The 18588-nt window shown below is 69.1% G+C and carries 12 protein-coding genes; 3 read left to right on the top strand and 9 right to left on the bottom strand.

What is annotated here, in order from left to right:
• Positions 1–474: 474 nt before the first annotated feature.
• Both ACSMFO_RS32830 and ACSMFO_RS32825 read right to left on the bottom strand, forming a co-directional pair.
• Positions 475–654, bottom strand: coding sequence for a hypothetical protein (locus ACSMFO_RS32830; RefSeq protein ID WP_037348252.1), 180 nt, complete (start codon positions 652–654; stop codon positions 475–477).
• A gap of 3 nt (positions 655–657) precedes the next feature.
• Positions 658–2349, bottom strand: a complete 1692-nt coding sequence (locus tag ACSMFO_RS32825) for a hypothetical protein (protein WP_436461671.1) — start codon at positions 2347–2349, stop codon at positions 658–660.
• A gap of 69 nt (positions 2350–2418) precedes the next feature.
• Here ACSMFO_RS32825 and ACSMFO_RS32820 point away from each other — a divergent pair, with 69 nt between their 5' ends.
• A complete protein-coding gene (locus ACSMFO_RS32820; RefSeq protein WP_436461670.1) occupies positions 2419–3615 on the top strand; it encodes a lipopolysaccharide biosynthesis protein in 1197 nt (398 codons plus the stop codon).
• 5 nt (positions 3616–3620) lie between these two features.
• On the opposite strand, the gene ACSMFO_RS32815 is transcribed toward ACSMFO_RS32820, so the two are convergent.
• Entirely contained in the window at positions 3621–4526 is a 906-nt protein-coding gene (locus ACSMFO_RS32815) for a hypothetical protein (RefSeq protein ID WP_436461669.1), read from the bottom strand.
• Positions 4527–4675: 149 nt separating this feature from the next.
• The gene (locus tag ACSMFO_RS32810; protein WP_436461668.1) at positions 4676–8593 is read right to left on the bottom strand and encodes an alpha-(1->3)-arabinofuranosyltransferase; all 3918 of its coding nucleotides are present in this window, start codon (positions 8591–8593) and stop codon (positions 4676–4678) included.
• Positions 8594–8633: 40 nt separating this feature from the next.
• Between ACSMFO_RS32810 and ACSMFO_RS32805 the strand changes: the two genes are divergently transcribed.
• Positions 8634–9338 (top strand): class I SAM-dependent methyltransferase, encoded by a 705-nt coding sequence (locus tag ACSMFO_RS32805; RefSeq protein WP_360122854.1) that lies wholly within the window; start codon positions 8634–8636, stop codon positions 9336–9338.
• On the opposite strand, the gene ACSMFO_RS32800 is transcribed toward ACSMFO_RS32805, so the two are convergent.
• The 5 genes from ACSMFO_RS32800 to ACSMFO_RS32780 all read right to left on the bottom strand — a co-directional run bounded on the left by ACSMFO_RS32800 (position 9332) and on the right by ACSMFO_RS32780 (position 17576).
• A complete protein-coding gene (locus ACSMFO_RS32800; RefSeq protein WP_436461667.1) occupies positions 9332–11077 on the bottom strand; it encodes a hypothetical protein in 1746 nt (581 codons plus the stop codon). The two genes, ACSMFO_RS32805 and ACSMFO_RS32800, sit on opposite strands and share 7 nt — an antisense overlap.
• Positions 11078–11085: 8 nt before the next feature.
• On the bottom strand, positions 11086–12675 hold the full coding sequence (locus ACSMFO_RS32795; protein ID WP_436461666.1) for a substrate-binding and VWA domain-containing protein: 1590 nt from the start codon (positions 12673–12675) through the stop codon (positions 11086–11088).
• A gap of 211 nt (positions 12676–12886) precedes the next feature.
• Positions 12887–15001: a putative bifunctional diguanylate cyclase/phosphodiesterase gene (locus ACSMFO_RS32790; protein ID WP_436461665.1), complete on the bottom strand. Its 2115-nt coding sequence runs from the start codon at positions 14999–15001 to the stop codon at positions 12887–12889.
• Between the two features lie 105 nt (positions 15002–15106).
• Positions 15107–16156, bottom strand: coding sequence for an alpha/beta hydrolase (locus tag ACSMFO_RS32785; protein WP_436461664.1), 1050 nt, complete (start codon positions 16154–16156; stop codon positions 15107–15109).
• Positions 16157–16232: 76 nt separating this feature from the next.
• Entirely contained in the window at positions 16233–17576 is a 1344-nt protein-coding gene (locus ACSMFO_RS32780; RefSeq protein ID WP_436461663.1) for a cytochrome P450, read from the bottom strand.
• A 171-nt stretch (positions 17577–17747) separates the two neighbouring features.
• On the opposite strand from ACSMFO_RS32780, the gene ACSMFO_RS32775 reads away from it, so the two are divergent.
• The gene (locus ACSMFO_RS32775) at positions 17748–18560 is read left to right on the top strand and encodes an SAM-dependent methyltransferase (RefSeq protein ID WP_436461662.1); all 813 of its coding nucleotides are present in this window, start codon (positions 17748–17750) and stop codon (positions 18558–18560) included.
• Positions 18561–18588: the final 28 nt, after the last annotated feature.

Here is an 18588-nt window from a genome sequence, read left to right as displayed (position 1 = left end):
GCCGGGGGCGCGAAAAGCGCTTCAGCGAGCCGCTGGAAGGCGGACACGAGAAAGGATCGGTCCGCCGTGCGGGCGCCGATCCCCTTGGCGGCGGACGAAATCGGGACGTCGAGGACCAGACCGAGGACGGCGAGCAGGCCGAGACCGTCGAGCGCGCCGTGGTGCGCGGCGATCAGCACGACCGGTTCGTCGGTGCCGACGGCGACGCGGAGCAGCGGGGCACCGCGTTCGTACGCCGCCTCGGCGAACCGATCGCGGACTGCCGGAAGTTCTTCGCCCCGAACGGCTTCGACGTCCGGCGCGGCGCCCAGCCACGGCCGTTCCTCGACCGCGACCGCCAGCCGCATCCGCGCCTTCTCCGGCGTCAGAGCCGAAGACAGCCTCGCTTCCAGGAGGATGCTCCAGGAAACGGTGGGGTCGCCGTAGAGCCCGACGACCCGGCCGGCGTGGTCGGAAGCGAGCTCGGACACCGGCTCAGCGGTTACCGTAAATGACGTGCTCGGGGCTCGAGTTCGGGTTGAACTGCTCCTTGATCTTCGCCTGCACCTGGGGTGCGGCGTCCGGATCGGCGGAGTTCGTCAGCGCGTAACTCCCCCCTGCGGCCGTTGCGAGCCCGATGATGACGGCGGCGGCCGCGCCGATGAGGGTGCCCAAGACCTACTCCTTCCGCGACAGGGAATTCCTGCGTCGGCTCAATGTACGCACCGGTAACTTGAGGCACAACAGTGCGGCCGCGATCGTCACCAGCGCTACTCCGTTTGCCAGCAGCACGGGAACCGGTGATCGCGTCCCGGTCACGGCGGGCTCACCGGGAGTGCGATAAAGCGTGAGCCAATCACCGGACCACACCGGTTCCGCGCCGGTCAGCAACCGCGGATCGACCCGCCCCGGCGTCCCGTGTTCGACGAGGATCCAGCCGATTCCGGCCGCCGACAGGTCTTCCGGCGACTTCGCCGCACGGACACGGTCCATTCTGGAATCCTCGCCGGCGATCTCCTCGCCGCCGACCCGCAGTGTGTCGTCGACGAGCACGGTCTCGGGGAGTGCACGTGGCGCCGGGTCCAGCTGGGTCCGCTGGTCGTTCCAGGCGAAACTCCGGAACGTGGACAGCGGCAGTGCGACGACGTCGCCGGGCCGGTCGTCTTCGGCGAGCACCCGGTGGACGGCGGTCCAGTCGTCCGGGTAGCGCACCGCTTCGAGCCTTCCCCAGCCGCCCCACGCGAGATCGGGCATGGTGAGCAAGGGAAAGAGCGCGGCGGCCACGACGAGCGCCCCACGCGCCGCCCCGGTCCGCAGACGCGCGGTGGCGGCCTCGACCGCGAGCGCGAAGCCGAGCGCGACCGGAAGCGCCCACCAGGCCACCCATTTCTGCGCGTCCCGCAGCAGTCCCGCGCCGGGCACGTGCCCCATCGCCCAGGACAGCACGGGCTCGCCGAACGGCAAGGTCGCCAGCGCGGCGAGCACGACACCGAGGACCCCCAGCAGCAGCAACGCTCTCGCCGGCGGGGTGCCCCACTTCCGCGCCAGCGGGCGGAACCCGGCCAAGGCCACGGCGACCGTGACGAGGATCAGCACCGGCGCCATCGGCGCGCCCCGGCTGCCGGGAACGACGTCGCCGTTCCAGATCCCGCCGAGCCCGAGCACGCTCAGGATGGCCGGGCCCCAGCTTTCCGCGCGGGCGCTGAACGCGGCCACCCCGGCGGGATCGGACAGCGTCCCGCCGTCGTGCAGGAACGTCGGCACGAGCCACGGCAGGTTGAGCACGACGGCGAGACCGAGGGTGTGGCCCAGTTTCCGCGGTCCGGCCAGCGCGATCGCGGTGAGCGCGGCCAGCACTCCGCCGGGTGGGGTGAGCATCGCGGGGGCGCAGGCGAGGATCAGCCGCGCGAGCGCCTTCGGTTCGTTCCGGCGCAGGGAAAGCGCGGCGCGCACGATCCACGGGAGGCACGCGTAGGTGAGCAGGAGCGGCCAATGCCCGATGAACAACCGCTCCGCGAAATAGGCCGTCCACGCGTAACCGGTGGCGGCGACGACGCGCGTACCGAGTTGCTCCGTCGGGACCAGCCGCGCTGCGCCGTATGCCGCTCCGAAGAGCGCCAGGAACAAGACGATTTTCTGGACTATGTCGCCGGGAACGAGTGCGGTCGCGAGCGCGATCACGGCGTCGGCGGGGACCGATCGCGGCAGCGCGGAACCGAGGCCGAGCGCGTCCGGGATCAGCGACTGACGCTGGGCGAACACCATGTCGTAGCTCAGGACGAAGCCGCGTCCGAGCACCGGCAGGAACACCAGCAGCGCCAGCCCCGCCGACACCGCGGCGAGGACGAGACGTTCGCGCCGTGCGTCCAAGTGCCCTTCCCTTTCCGCCTCGATCGCGGTTATGGTCGCGGAGATTACTCGCCGGTAATAGGAGCTCTGTTGAGCGTAGACGCCGAGGTCGACCAGACCAGGACCGACGAGCGTGTCGCGGCGATCCTCGTCTCGCTCGCGCTGGCCGCGAACAACGCCGGCGCCTACGCGCTGAGCATCGTCGCCGCCCGGCTGCTCGCGCCGAGCGCGTTCGGTGAGCTGAGTTCGCTGCTGGCGGTGCTGGTGATCGGCGTCGTACCCGCGATGGGGCTGCAGACCGTGGTCGCGCTGCGAGTGGCACGCAAACCGCAGGACAACGGGACACTGCTCGCGCTCGGCCTCACCACGAGCGCCATCGTCGCGGCCATCGGCCTGATCCTGGCGCCCGTGCTGGTCTTCGTGCTGCACCTGGATTCGGTGGTGCCCGCGCTGCTGCTCGCCGTCACGCTCGGACCGCTCACGCTGCTCGGCCTCTTCCACGGTCTGCTGCAGGGCAGCGGCCGGTTCGCGCTGCTGGCCGGGCTCATGTCGCTCGAAGGCGTGGGAAAGGTCGGCGGCTCGCTGCTCGGCCTGCTGATCGGCGGTGACGCCACCGGTGCGCTGGCAGGCACCGCGATCGGCTCGTACCTGGTGATCTTCTGCGGATGGGTCCTCTGTGGACGGCCACGGCCCCGCAAGGCGGGCTGGCACGCGGGCGAAGTCCTGCACGCGGCGCAGGCGATGCTGGCGCTGGTCCTGCTGGTGAACCTCGACCTCGTGCTGGCGCGCCACACCCTCCCCGCTGCCGAAGCAGGCGAATACGCGCTCGGCGCGATCGTCACGAAGATCGCGTACTGGCTCCCCCAAGCCGTCGGTGTCCTGGTGCTGCCCCGGTTCGCGAACGGCGACGACCGGCGCCGCATCCTGCCCGCCGCTCTGGCCGTCTGCGCTGCCCTGGACGCCTTCGTGCTGTTGGTTTCTTTTGCTTTCGGGTCGCGTCTGCTCTCGTTCATCGGCGGCTCCGGCTACGCCGCCAGCACCATGCCGGTCTGGCCGTTCGCCCTCGCCGGCTCGATGCTCGCGCTGGTGCAGATCCTGCTGTTCTCGCGCCTCGCCGCCGGAGACCGGCGGGTGACCGTGCTGATGTGGACGACCGTGGTGGTGGAGACGGTGCTGGTGACGACTTGGCTGCACTCTTCGGCCGCTCAGGTGGTGACTGTCGCCGCTTGCTGTGCCGGGGGGTTGGCGCTTTCTGGGGCGGTGTTGGAGCTGCGGGCGCGTAAGTGAGGGACTCATCCGAGGTGCACGTCGGGTCGCGGACGACGCTGGGCACTGTGGAACGCGGCTCTGAGTTCATGGAGAACCGCGTCGGGTTCGGTCCGGAGACGGGACGGCAACGTCTGGAGAACGACGATGCCGGCCGCGGCGTAGCGCGCGTTCCGCGCGAGGGTCGCACGGAAATGGTCACCTTTGGCGTGATAGCCACGGGAATCGACTTCCCAGGCGAAGCCGACCTCATCGCACCACCCGTCCGGCTTCGCGACGAACCGGCCTGCCGCGTCGAAGACCTTCACATTCCATTGGAACTCCGGCAACCCCGACCGCTTCCACAGCCTCCACGCGTCGGCCTCGGCGACCGAATGCGCGCCGCCCAGGATCGGAGCCAGCGCCCGTAGCAGTCTCCCGTCGAATCGAGACCGCTCGTCGATCTCGACGGCGAGCGCGTGCGGGAGGCAATGACGTTCTTGCACCGCTTCGGCCATCATCGCCACGACCGAGTCCGAATCGGAGGTTCGGCGCGCCGCGTCGATCACCGCGCGCGGCACGGGAGCGGTCGGGACACCGGCTCTGCTCAGCGGCGCGGGCAGCCGCCGCGTCCGTTCGATATGGACGAACCCCGTACTGGCGATCGCTCGTTCGGCGGGTACGAGGACATGCACGTCGTCGATATCCGGAAGGTTCCTCAGCCCGTACCGCCTGAGCGCGGGCACTCCTGTGAGCACTGAACCTTCCCGCGCCAGGAGCAGGCTCGCCTCGATCCGCTGTTCCTCGGTCGGCTCGCCGTTTCCGAGCAGCACGACTCCTGGCAGGAGCCTCCGCCAGACGCCTCCGGGCTCGCACCTGCGCCAGATGGTCCTTCTGGGCACGCCGAGCTCTTCGAGTCGCTTGACCGCGGCCACGGCCGGGCCGTTCGTCATCAGTGGGTGCTGTGCCCACTCCCCTCTTCGCACTTGATCAGCTTGAACCCGGCCACCGACAGAACCCGCGGATTCACGTCGTGACCGGTCCGGTGAAGCGGGGGTGTGTGGAAATAGGGACATTCAACGTCCCTATTTCCACACACCCCTCACGTTCCGTCACCTTCAGGCTCGCGGCCCGCGAACCAAGGCACACACATCGCCACCATCGCCGCCGCCGCCAGCAGCAGCGAAGCCTGCGTCACCGGACCGTAGGCCCACTCCTGCCCATGCCCCAGCAACCGCCCCACCACCGCGACGAGCGTTCCCACGACCATCCCGCCGAAAGCGAGATATCGCGGCGCGCGTTCGCTGAACTGGCGGGCCAAAAGGACGGCGATCAGCAGCACGATCGGCAGCATCCCGCCCAGCACGGCCAGCAGGCCGATGAGCACCACCGGGACGACGGCGCCGGAACCGGCCTCGACGGAGACACGTCGCCGTCGGACGGGCCACAGCGCACCGATCAGCACCAGCAGGATCGCGACCGCCCCGATCAGCAGACCCGACCGGTACTTCCAGTCCGGCGTGAACTCCAGTCGCACCACGCCGCCGGAGCCCGCGGGCAGGATCCACGCCTGCTGCCAGCCGTCGACGCGCGTCTTCACCAGCGGTGTCCCGTTCAGCGAGGCGGTCCAGCCCGCGTTCGCGTTCTCCGGAACGGCCAAAATGGACTCGTCGCCGCCCGCCACGGTGACCGATCGGGACGTCGCGTCCCACGAGTCCACGGTGACGGCGCGATGCGCGGCGGGCGAAACGGCCCGGCCGGCGGGTTTGAGCCAGAGGTCTTGGACCACGAAGGAGTCGGAACGGTCGGTCCGCAATTCGTGCCCGCCCGCCGCCAGGTCCACGCCGCCCGCCGAATCGGGGCACGCGGACAGCGTCAGCGGCCGGTGCGCGACGAAGTCGGCGAGCGTGCCGCGCACCGAAGTGTCGTAGTCGAAGCCGTCCAGGCGGACGTTCGGACCCGATCCGCAGGGAAGGGTGAATTCCGCGGCCGGAGCGGGAAGTTCCGCACCGGTCAGCGAAAGACTCCCGATCCCGAGCGAGTTCCGGGTCCGCTGGTCGTCGTCGAGGCCGGCGAACGCGATCTTCAGCTGCGAAGTCTCCATGGGCGGGAAGGTCGCCGCGCCGGAAGCGTCGAGTTCGACGGAACGGCTCGACGTCGGCGTGGTCAGTTCCAAGCGTGCGGGAGCACGCGAGTCGGCGGCGACGCGGATTCCGGAGATCGTCTGCGGTTTCGCCCAGTCCAGCGTCATCGTCGGTCGCAGGTCCGTGATGTCGGGCTGCCAGGCGGTCGCGGGATTCCCGTCCACCGCGGCGAACGCGCTCGCGGACGGATCCCCGCCCAGCTGCGACGTCGCCGAAACCTGCAAGCCCGGAAGCGCCACCGGGACCCGTCCACCGCCCGCCGGCAGCACGGTGCCGCCGAATTCGTAGGCACTCTGCGACGTCGTCGAGAACAGCCGCCGGATCCCGTCCGGTTCCTCACCGTCGCGGCCCGCGTTGGGGTCGCAGCGGTCGGGCACGCACGCGTACCTCGGCTGCTGCCCACGCGTGAACGCGAACCCCGGAGGCGTTCCCGTTCCGAGGTCGGCGGGGACTTCCAGCGCGCGTTGCGGTTCGACGCCGGGGATCTTCAGGTCCGAGATCCCGACGTTCCCGTCCTGCCTGCCGACCACGAGCGACAGCAACGTGATCCGCACCTTGCGCGTCACCCCCGCGGGCACCGGATACGTGTGCGCCCCCGCACCCCGGACGACCTGGTGATCGACGGAACCGTTGTCCGTGGTGATCCGGATCCTGGTCGGCGGCCAGCCGACGCGGATGTCGTCGACCATCGCGAGATCGACCGAGTTCACCAGCCGCGGGGTGTCGAGTTCGACTTCGAGCCACTCCCCGATCGGGCCGGTGAAGCTCGACGAATGCCAAGCGGTACGCGGATCGCCGTCCAGCGCGGCGAACGGCTGATGGCTCGGATCCGAGCCGCCGAACGCGTCCGCGAACGAAGCCGCCGTCGACGCGGTGACCGAGCGGATCCCCCGGTACGCGGCTACGGTCTGGTGCTGCTCACCCGGGAACGGCAGGACGTCCAACGCGGCTCGTTGCTGGCGCGGGGATTCCCCGGCGGTCAGGGTCTGGCTCAGGTTGTCCCGCACGCCGCCGACGTTGCGTTCGGCGCGGCGCAGCCCGTCGGTGACCAGCCTCGGCCCCGTCGGCGAGCCGCCGTCCCCGGTCAGCACCGTCGGCGTACCGGGTTCGAGCTGCCCGGAGTTCATCAGCGGCAACAGGTTCTCGGGGCCGCCGCTCACCGTCGGAACGTCCTTCGTGGACGTCGCGGTGACGAGCGGCACCGGGCGTTTCACCTCGAAGACCTCCAGCGGCCCGAACTGGGCCGACTTCTCGATCCCCGGTGATCCCGCCAGCCCGGCGCGCAACGTCGTGAAATCGGGCGCGCCGACCTTGGCCCGGTCGACGTCGCCGCGCAGCAGCAGGAACCGGTAGCCCGACCGCGCGAGCAGCGCCGCGAGCCCGGGATCCCCTCTGCCGTCGGCCAAGGCCGCGTCGACCGAGTCCATCAGGCGGGTGTTGCCCTCCGAGCCCAACGGCACCTGGTTACGCACCGCCCACGGGCTGTCCGCGATGGCCTGCGCCGGTTCGTCCACCGTGCGGCCCCAGTCGTACTCGCCGAATCCGGTCGCGGGCAGCAGCAACGTGCGCGCGGTCGCGTCGGTCTTGGCGACGTGGTCCATCGCGTCGTACCAATACCCCGGCACCTCGTCCCAGCCCGGCCCCGGCCGCAACGTCAGCAGCCACACCGGCGCGGCCATCGCCACGACCAGCAGGGCGCCCAATGCGGGCCGCAGATTCCGCCGCAGCGCTGGTGCGTAGCTCGTGATGCCGTGGACGAACGCCAGCATCAACGGCAGCCGCAGCACCGGTTCGAACTTGTGCACGTTCCGCAGCGGCGCGAGCGGGCCGTCGAGCAGATGCCGCACGGGTTCCGCCAGCGGGCTGTCGAGCGTCCCGACGTAGCCGACGGTCAGCAGTGTCAGCCCGGTCAGCACGCCGAGCACCAGGAACCGCCGTTCGGGCAGCCCACGCCGCGCGAGGCCGAACAGCCCGACCGCGGCCACCAGCCCGGTCGCCGCCATCAGCACCGGATTGTCGATCAGCGCCCAGCCCGAAGGCCACCACGGCGTGCCCTGCACGACGTAGGCGACCCACTGGTTCGTGCCGCGCAGCACCTCGAACAACGACATCGGTGCCGTGGTGTTCGTCGCGGACTCGATGTAGTCGAGGAACGGCAGGCTGTATTGGCCGAGCAGCACCAGCGGCAGGAACCACCACAGCACCACGCCGACGACGAAGACGAACCACCAGATGACCAGCGCGACATGCGTGCTCCGCCATTTCCGGGTCAGCAGCCACAATCCCGGGAGCACGAGCGCCATCACGACCATCGCGCCGTTGATCCCGCCCATGCACAGCACGGCGAGCGCGGACAGCCCGGCGGCACGGCGCGGCGAGCCGATGCGATCGGCGAGGATCAACGGCAGCAGCACCCACGGCAGCAGGACGGCGGGCAGCATTTCCGAGGACAGCGAACCGATTTCGGTGACCATCCTCGGCGCGAGGGCGTAACCCACTGCTCCGATCAGCCGAGTCCGTTCGTTCCCTATTTTCAGCGCGCGGGCCACGAGCAGGGCGCCGCCGAACGCGACCGAGAGCAGGATCGCGCACCACAGCCGCTGCGCGATCCACACCGGTATCCCGACGGCTTGGCACACCGCGAAGAACGGCCCCATCGGGAACAGGTAGCCGTAGGCCTGGTTCTGCAGCTCCCCCGCCGTCGCCTGGGGATTCCACAGGTGCAGCGCCCGGCCGAGGAAGGCCAGCGGATCCACGGCGAGGTCGAGTTTCGTGTCGAAGGTCGTCCTGCCGGGACGCTGCACAAAGGACAGCACGGTGAGTGCCAGCACGATCCACGTGCTCGGCCTCTTCACGAGCGCGCCGGGGGTTACCATCCGGTAGATACTAGGCGGAAACGTGGCTACTATGCGCCCTATGACAGACGGTTTCGAAGAAGCGTGGTCGCTCGCCGAACCCGTCAAGGGCTGGATGACGCGGGATCAAGGCCTCGCCCTGTGGAACGCCGCGTGCCGGCTCGACAAGGGCGATCTCATCGTGGAGATCGGCAGCCACCAGGGACGTTCGACGATCGTGCTCGCGAGCGCCGCCCGTACGGTCGGGGCTCGGGTGGTCGCCGTCGACCCGTTCGTCGACGGCCGGTTGTTCGGCGGATCGCCGACACGCCAACGGTTCGAGGCGAACCTGAGAAAGGCCGGCGTCGAGGACGTCGTCGAGCTCGTGGCGGAGTACAGCACGAAGCTCCGCCCACGCTGGGACCGTCCGATCCAGTTGCTCTACATCGACGGCAAACACGACTACTGGACCTACACCGACGACCTGCGCTGGTCGGCGAACCTGGTCGATGGTGGGGAAATCCTGGTCCACGACTGCTTTTCCTCGATCGGTGTCACCCTGGGCACGATCGCGAAAGTCCTCTTCGGACGGCGATACACCTATCTGGACCGCGCGACCTCGCTGGCCCGGTTCCGGCTCTCCCCGCCGTCGGCGAAGGACAGGCTGCGTGTGCTCGCCCAGCTGCCGTGGTTCGTCCGCAACGTCGGGATCAAGATCCTGCTGCGGCTGCGCCTGGCTCCCGTCGCGAAGATCTTCGGCCACGACAGCCCGTACGACCCCTACTGAGTGAGCGGTCTGCCGACGTCGACCTTGGCGAGGCAGACGGGAGCACCCTTGGCGGACAACTGGAAGCCGACCTTGTCGAACAGGCCCTCGATCGGCAGGTACATCGTGTGCAGGCCGGGCTGGAACCACACCGGCACGCGAGCTCCGTCGCGATCCACGAACCCTTCGCCGCCGTCCGAGGTGAAGTAGTCGATCCGGAGCAGGTACCGGCCGAGAACGGGCGTATCCAACGGAACCCGCACCAGTTGCTCGCCGACGGTGTAGCCACAGCCCGCCACCGGACCGGGCAAGCCACGGGAAACCGGTTCCACGCCGGTGATCGTCCTCGCGGTGCCTGAATCGTCCAAAAGGGACATCCGGCTGGTCGGTTGATCGAACTGGAACCCGGGGATCAGGCCGACCACCCGGGAGGCACGGGCGTTCTCGCCGAACCAGCCGTGCAGGACGTCGTTCGGTACGGCCGTGTCGAACAGGACGAGGTCGGGGTCGCGTTCGATCGAAGCTCGCGCGTTGGCGAGGAAATCCCGGGAATGTTCGAACCGTAGTCCGGGCGCCAACCGGGAGAAACCCACGGCGGAACTCGCGATCAAGGCGAGACACAACGCCAAGGCGACCGGGCGTTTCGCCGAGGACGGCACGGGATCCGGCGACCGGTCGAGCGGTTTGGGCTCCAGGAAGGCGAAAGCGAGGCACAGCGCGACGACGAGCGCCAGGTCGGCGACGTAGCGGGGATCGCTGCCCAGTTCCGGTCCGACCTCGGTGAGCCTGGTGGCCGCCGAAAGCCCGATGTCCGCCACGAACACCAGGCCCAGCAGGATCCACGCCTTCCGGGCCCGGAGCCCGCCGACGCGGATCCCGAAGGCCAGCACCGCGACGGCCACGAGCAGCAGCACGATCCGCACCACCACGGAGGAAGCGGCGAACGTCGCGCCGGGGCCCGGCCCCGACCAGGGCCCACCGACCAGCCCGGGGATCAGCGTGTCACCGAGCATCCGGCCCGTCATGTCCGCGACCGTGCCGACGGTGACCGGGCCGCCGCCTTGCCCGACCTGGCTCGTGGTCAAGGCCAGGAAAACGGCGGCGTAGCCCGCGAGGACGGCGACGAGGACACCCATCAGGACGAGGTGGCGGCGCAAGGAAATCCCGAGCAGCACGGTGATCCCGGCGATCAGCACCGGGATGAACACCGCCTTTTCGTAGAAGGCGAGCCCGAAGACGGTCCAGGCCACGGTGGCGATCGCCCAGCGGCCGCCGTCGGCGAGATACCGCACGTGCGCGTGCAGTGCGGCGGTGGCGGCCAGCAGCACGGGCGCGATCTGGATGGCGTACGCCCACCACAGCGTCGGGACGAGCAGCAAGGTCGACGTCGTGAACATCGTGAACGGGACGAGAATCCCCCACCGGCGCCCGAAACAGCGCACCAGTACCGCCCACAGCAGCACCGACGCCGCCGCTTGCATCAGCAGGACCGGTGCCATCAGCACGGCGAAGTCCAGCGGTGCCCACGCGGTCAGCACGTCGGCGAGCAGGAAGCCGCCGGGCGCGAGATGGCCGTGGTAGTCCTGGAAAAAGTAGCCGAAGTCGAACGGGCCCGCCTTCGCGGCATGATAAGTGAGGACGAAGTCGTCTTGCGCGAGGCTGCCTCGCAGCGCGGCCCACACGTGCAGGACGAACGGGATCACGCCGGCCGCGAAAGCGGCGAGCGCGACCGGCGAAGGTCTTTTCCCCCGGAGGGCCACGGATCGCCTCAATTCTTGCAGGTCGGCGGCTGGCACATGATCTTGCTCAGCGCCTGGTAGAAGACGTCCGAGATCTTCCTCGGGTCGGGGGTGGTGAACGATTCCCCGCCGGTGGCGGTGGAAACCTGCCGCAGTTCGGACGCGTCGATATCCGGCCCGATGCCGATCCCGATGACCGGCAACGGTTTCCGCGGATCCTGCAGTTTCCCCAGTTCCTCCAGCAACCGGGGCAGCCCGATCGTCTCGCTGTCCTCGTTGCGCCCGTCGGTGAGCACGACGACCAGGTTGATCCGGCCGGGTTTCCAGTTCTGCCTGGCGTTCTGATACGCGGCGAGGATCGAATCGTAGAGCCCGGTCGCGCCACCGGCTTTCGGCCGCACGGCTTGGAGTTGCGCGACACCACCCGAGGCCTTCTGCTCGGCGATCGCCTTCATCGGCAACAGGACACGATGGTCCTTGTCACCGTCCAATTTGGTCGAGAACAGCCACAAACCCAGTTCTGTCGTGGGTTTGAACAGGCCCAGCCCCTGCGTCGCGGCCTGCAGAGTGAGGTCCATCCGGCTCTTACCCGTACCCGGCACGGCGGCGGCCATCGAACCGGAGACGTCGAGCAGCACCTGGACCCGGGCGCTCAGGTTCGTTCCCGCCCAGGCCTGCAGTACGGCGTACAGGTCCGCGACCGGCGGGGCGCCCGGCGGCCGCGGTGCCGGATCGGTCCGGCTGTCCCGCGCCCGCGGCACGGCGAACTGACCGTTGGGAGCCCGGAATCCCGCGTCGGCGAAGATACCGCCGGCGAGCGGATCGAGCAGCAGCCGCAGGAAGCGTTCCGCCGCGGTCCTCGACGCTTCGGACGCCTTGGGGAGCACGACATACGGGTAGTCGAACCCTTGCACCGGGACGCCCGGATAGGCCGCCACCAGGTTCCGCGCGAGGACGGCTTGTTCGGTCGTGGGGAAGGCGGCCGGGAACCGGCCCGGCGCCGGGTTCAGTTTCCGCATGGTGGCGGTGAACGCCGCGGCCGGGTCGGGCTCCTTCTCGGTCAGCTTCCGCAGCGCGAGCAACGTGCCGACGCCGAGCGGATCGCGCGCCGGATCCGGGATCCCGATCGGTGCCCCGTCGAGGATCTCCTGCCACGAGGGGGTTTTCCCCGGCCAGCCGAACCGCCGCGCGGTTTCGTCGGGAAGTCCCATTACCACCGGGGAATTCGCCACCGACTGACCGGATTCCGGCAGGTTCCACGCACCGGCGTCCCTGGCCTGCGACAACATCGTGCTCGACTCGGGAATCCAGACGTCGGGCCCGCCGGAGGCGGTGGTGCCGAGCAGGTCGGCGGTCTTGGCCGACTCGCTCGCGGTCACGTTGACACTGAAGCATTCTTCCTGCGGCACGGTCTTCGCGAGCCGCGTGAGCACCGGCGCCACGTCGGGCGCCGCGGTGATCTCGACCGGCGTCAGCGCGTCACATCCGTTGCCCGCCAACCGAGCCCGCAGGTAGTCGACGCCCCACCATGCGCCGAGCGCGATCACCAGCAACAGGCTCAAGACGACCACGGGCGCGTTGAAACGCCCGCCACGCCTCGGGCCTACCTGCATGTGCATGCCTCCGAGGTGCGGGGTGAGGACCTGGGATGTTGCCCAATCCGCCCGCGAACGTCAACCCTCGGGTAACTTAGCGCCTCCCGTTGCGGCAAACGGCCTAACCGAACCCGGAACTCGCGTGATCGGACAACGATCTCGCGTGATTAAAGACGGAACTCACGAGTTCCGCCTCCAATCACGCGAGTCACGGCCCGAAGCACGCGTGATCGGCCTAACCGAAATACCGTCCGGCGCCGATGTGGGCACCGACGGACTGCCACCAGCCCGCGTCGCCGGTCGAATCGATGCCTTCCGCGATCACCGTCACGCCCGCCATGCTCGCGGTGTCGATGAGGTTCCGCAGCGTGCGTTCCGCGAGTGGTTCCGTCCGCCGCTCCACCAGCCGGGGAGCGATCCGGACCGTCCGCACGGGCACGTCGGCCAGGCAGACGACGTCGCCGCCCGCACCGAAGCCCTGCAGTTCCGCGTCCACGCCGATCTCGGCGAGGAGGTGCAGGTTGTCGACCGTCTCGCCCAGGTCCGAGAGCACGGCCTCGGTGGGAAAGCCCAGCCGGAGCCGTGAGGGCCCGAGCCCGGTCGCGGCCAGGATGGTCCGCACCGACCCGACGAGATCGGGATCGGCGGCCTGATGCGGGGTCAGCCCCACGACCATCGGGAGCCTGTCGTCCGATTCCTCGCAGGCGGTGCGGATGAGCCATTCGCCGAGCGGAACGATCAGGCCGGTCTCGTCGGCGAAGCGGACGCAGGTGTCGTGCCCGATCCGGCCGTGGCGCGGATGGTTCCACGCGAGCCTCGCCTCGATACCCGCCGGCGTGCTGTCCGCGAGCCACGTCAGCGGCCGGAAGCCGACCTCGATCTCACCGGTCTCCCAGGCACCCGCCATCGAAACGGCGAGGCCGAACTCGTGCCGCTCCCGGCTGTCGAGCACGGAATCGGACAGCGCCCACTGCCGGTAGCCGTTGGCCTGCGCCCGGCGCAGCGTCATGTCCGAGACGCGCAGCAGTTCGTTCGGCTCGATATCCCTCGGCGGCCGGTGCACGACACCGACACAGGCCGAAACCGCGACGCCGCTGCCGCTCTCGAGGTAGACCGGTTCGGACAGCTCCTGGTTGATCATGCCGATGACGGTGGCGACGTCCGGGCTGGTCACGGTGTTCTGGATGAGGATGCCGAATTCGTCGCCACCGATCCTGGCGACGAGCGCGTCCTCGCCGCCGACGACGGCCCGCAGCTTCGCGGCGACGTTCTTCAACAGATCATCGCTCTGCTTCTGGCCGAGCCCGCCCGCGATCAGCGAGAACCCGTCCAGGTCGAGGTGGTAGACCGTGACGCCGAACGACGGGTCGGCGTGCCGCAAAGCCTTCTCCAGGCGAGTGCCGAAGCACTGCCGGTTCGGCAGGCCGGTGAGCGGGTCGTGCAGAGCCTGACGGCTGAGCTGCCGCTGCAGCAACGAGACGTCCGTGTCGCCGTCGACCAGCGTGATCAGCTGCTGGACCTCACCGGCCGGATCGCGGATGACGGCGCCGGTGAACGCGGCCCACGGCGGTTCCTCGTCCCCGGTCACGAGTCTTCGCGACAGCTCCAGCCGCTGGCTCTCGCCTTCGAGGAGCTTCCGGTAGCCCTCACGCAGGCCGTCGGCGTCGTCCGGATGCACGAGGTCGTAGAGGTTGAGCCCGTTCAGATCCGCGACGGGCCGGTTCAGCATTTCGGCGAACGCGGGGTTCACCCGCTGGACGCGGCCGTCGACCCTGGTGACGGCCACGCCGGTCGCGGAGCCGGTGAACAGCTGCTCGAAACGCGCCTGGGTCAGCACCAGCTCACGCCGCGTCTCGCGTTCGAGCGTGACCAACGTGCGGCTCAGATCCTCTTGCTGTGTCTGGATGCTCTCGCGCAACGCCTCGCCGTAGCCGGACGCGAGCGCGCCGAGCACCTGCAACACCCGTTCGGGGAGCGACTTCACGCCCCGCAACTCCGGTTCGTGCAAAAGCCCCTTGCCGAGTACGTCCATCGTGCGACGCAGGCTGTCCGGCCCGACGCACCTGAGCGCGACGAGCCGCGCGCCGGCCTCGGTGGCCTGCGCGGGCTCGGCGTCGCCGCTCAGCACCGCGGCGAAGACCTCGTCCAGCAGAGCGGCGAAATGCTCTTCGATCTGGGCGTGGGTATACGGAAGATACGCCGTACCGGTGACCAGGTAGGCCCACTTGCGGGCCAGCGTGGCGCGGGTCGGCGCGGCGTTCTTCCGCTTCGGTGCCGCGGAGGATGAAGTTGACTTCGGGGCGTCCGGCGATACGGGGAACTCATCGCCGTCCGGAAGTGGGGCAGTCACGTCCGCCGGTCCTGGGGTCGCTTTCGTATTCCGTGGTGGAGGAACATCCTCCACGATTCTGAAGCCGTACTCACGGTTTGACGGTCACCCAATCGGGTGGTGACCCTACGGTACTGCAACACCGACCTTTTCCCTCAGCCAATCGCGGGTGGCGTCCCGATACTGGGACGCGTTGCGATGTAACGCCAGCGAATGTCCGGCACCGGACAGAACATACGTGGAAAGCTCGGCCTCGGGCCGGTAGAACGGCCCTTCCGCCGGACGCAGCGACTCGGCGCTCGAACAGTCGCGTAGCGAGAAAAGGCCACAGAACAGGATGTCCTCCGACCCGACGGCCTGGAGAACGGGAACCCGGATCGCTTTCGTCGCGGGCAACACGATGCCGAACACGGCGACCGTCCCCATTCCCGGGACCGAAACCTGATCCTTGGTCGCCTCATCCGCCTCGATGACCTGGGGGTCGGTATTTTCCGTCGCGTAGAACAGTCCGGCACGCGCTCCCGGTTTCGTCGTGAAATAAAGCGGATCGCTGCCCAGCGAACCGAGTCGGCCATCGGTGAACGCGGGCTGAAGACCGAAAAGCACCCCGAACGTCAGGGCGGGAACCGACGGCAGATGCGTCATTCCGGTGAGGATCACACCGTCGACGTCCTGATACGTCGAGGCCTCGGCCGCCACGATGCCCGAACCGACCGAATGCCCGACGATGACGACCTTCCCGAACGGTGTGCCGCCGACCCGTCCGGCGCGCAGGTGACCGATCACCTCGTGCATCGACCGCGCCAGCACCGGCAGCAGGAGCGGAAGGCTCGACGGTTTGCTGCTCCCGCCCGAACCGAGCTGGTCCGCGGCGAAGGTCGCGTAGCCGTGTTTCGCCATGTCCCGCTGGTAGGAATAACGATCCGGGTCGTAGGGCAGGTCCCAGTAGGCGCTGTTGTAGGTGCCGCCGTGCACCAGCAGCTGGACCGCTTCGGGCGCCGGCCCCTCGGGCAGGCAGAACCGGCCGTGCACCGTGGCGGGTTCGCCGAGCGGACCGGTGACCGGCAGATCCAGATCGGAACAGCGGACGTCGACGGCCTCGGCCGGGGCCGCGACCAGGAACCCGCCGAGGAGCACGCAGCAGGTGGCCACCGCCGTGGCCAGTTTGAGCGGCATTCTCACAGAACCCTCTCCGGAATCGGGACGCTCGGAAGGAGCATGAACCCTACACCTGGTGATCGAACGCTCACCGTCAGCCTCGGGTTCGCGGCCGCGCGATCATCGGCAACCGGTTCGGCTGCATCGTCGCTTTGATCTTGGGGAACACCTTCACCCCCGGCACCGGTTCCAGCCGCCACCGGGCGCCGATCGTCGCCGCCACCAACGCGATCTCCGTGGGAGCGAACTGATGTCCGGGGCACAGCCGGGCGCCGGCGCCGAACGGGATGAACGCGCCCTTCGGCACCTCGGCGGCACGCTCGGGTTCCCAGCGATCCGGGTCGAACCGTTCGGGATCGGGGAACCAGCGCGGATCGCGATGCACCGTGTGCTGGCTGACCGCGACCTCGGTACCGGCTGGGATGCGCACGCCGCCGAGTTCGACGTCCTCCCGCGCCCGCCGCATCAGGATCACCGGCGGGGTCCGGCGGACGACCTCGTTGATGATCCGCTGCGTGTAGACCAGCCGCGGCAGGTGTTCGAACCGCGCGGGCCCGCCCGCCAGCACCCCGTCGACCTCGGCGTGGAAGCGGCGCTCGATGTCCGGCCGTGCCCCGATCTCGTGGAAGAACCACGCGAGCGCGACGGCCGTGGTCTCGGCGCCCGTGGTGAGGATCGTGATGACCTCGTCCTCCACCTGCCGGTCGGTCATCTTCTCGCCGGTCTCGTCGTCCTCGGCCAGCAACAACATCGACAGCAGATCGCCCTGATCGCCGCCCTTCTCGCGCGCTTTGAGGACGGCGTCGCCGATGACCCGCCGCAGCCGCGCGGCCGCCGCGTCGAACTCGCGGTTCGCCGGGATCGGCAGGCGTTCCACGAACTTCGGCGAGAACGCCCGGACCATGACGTACTTCAACATGATCGGGATCGACCGCTGGATCTCGGTGAGCGCGTCGTCGCCGAGATCGGTGGAGAACAGCGTGCGCCCGGAGATGGTCAGCGCGAGATCCTGCATACGCCGGTCGAATGCGACGACCTCGCCCGGTTTCCACGAGTCGGCAAGGTCTACAGCGAGCTTCGTCATCGTCGTCTCGGCGTAGAGCGCGATCCGGCTTCGCTGGAACGCAGGGAGCATCATCCGACGTTGCCGCTGGTTGAAGGCGCCGTTGGAAGTCGCGAGTCCGTCGCCGAACAACGGCCGCATCTTGTCGAACACGATGCCTTTGTCGAACTTCCCCGCGTCGACGGCGAGCAGCCGCCACGCCAGCTCCGGGGTCGTGACCAGATAGACCGGCATCGGGCCGAAGTCGAGCCGCACGACGTCGCCGTGCGAACTCAGTGAGGACAACAGTTTCAGCGGGTCACGGAGCATCGGCACGGTATGCCCCAGCACCGGCCACCGGCCCGGTGCGACGGCGACGTCCGGAGGTGCTGCCATCGTGCTCGTCTCCCGGTGCCTGGACGCTGAACCCGGTCACCTTAGGACCACGAGACCGCGGAGGGGCTTCCGCCGCCGCACATCCACACGATCGGACGATGGCAGCCCGGTCCCGCGCGGCCGCTAGACTCCTGTGCCCCAACGGATCCCAACCGAACGGCGGCGACGACGGTGACTTCGAACCTGAGCTGGGTGCCTCCCGAGGTCGACACGACCGTGCCGAATCCCGCCCGGGTCTACGACTACTGGCTCAACGGCGACCACAACTTCCAGGCCGACCGTGAGCTGGGCGAACAGATCCTCAAGATCATGCCGGGTATCCGCGACGCGGCCCGGCTCAACCGCGCCTTCCTGCGGCGTGCCGCGCTGCACATGGTCGAGGCGGGGGTGCGGCAGTTCCTCGACATCGGCTCCGGCATCCCGACCGTCGGCAACCTCCACGAGATCGTCCAGGGGGTCGACCCGTCCTGCCGGGTGGTCTACGTCGACCGCGAATCGGTCGCCGTGGCACACGCCAAACTGCTGCTGCGCGGCAACGACCGGTGCGCGGCGATCCAGGCCGACCTCCGCGACGCCAACGACATCCTCGACGCGCCCGAGACCAGGGAACTGCTGGACCTCGACCAGCCGATCGGCCTGTTCATGTTGCTGCTGCTGCATTTCGTGCCGGATTCGTGGGAGCCGCACGCCATCCTGGCCCGCTATCGGGAGCGGATGGCCTCCGGCAGCTTCCTGGCCATCTCGCACGTCGCCGCCGACGCGAACTCGAGCGGCCTCGACGAGGCCATCGAGGCGTACAAGAGCACCCAGAACGACCCCATCCCCCGGACCCACGACCAGGTGCTTTCGTTCTTCGAGGGCTTCGACGTCATCGAGCCCGGCGTCGTCGGCTGCGCGATGTGGAACCCCCAGGGCGCCGGTGACATGTCCGAAGACCCGGAGATCAACTCGCTCCCGTACGCCGGCGTGGGCCGGAAAACCTGAGCCCTGGATGTCAGGAAAGGGTCGTTCA

This window comes from Amycolatopsis sp. w19, from assembly GCF_051373225.1.
In the GTDB taxonomy this organism is placed as follows: Bacteria; Actinomycetota; Actinomycetes; order Mycobacteriales; family Pseudonocardiaceae; genus Amycolatopsis; species Amycolatopsis japonica.
This window is presented reverse-complemented; position numbering and strand designations above follow the sequence as displayed.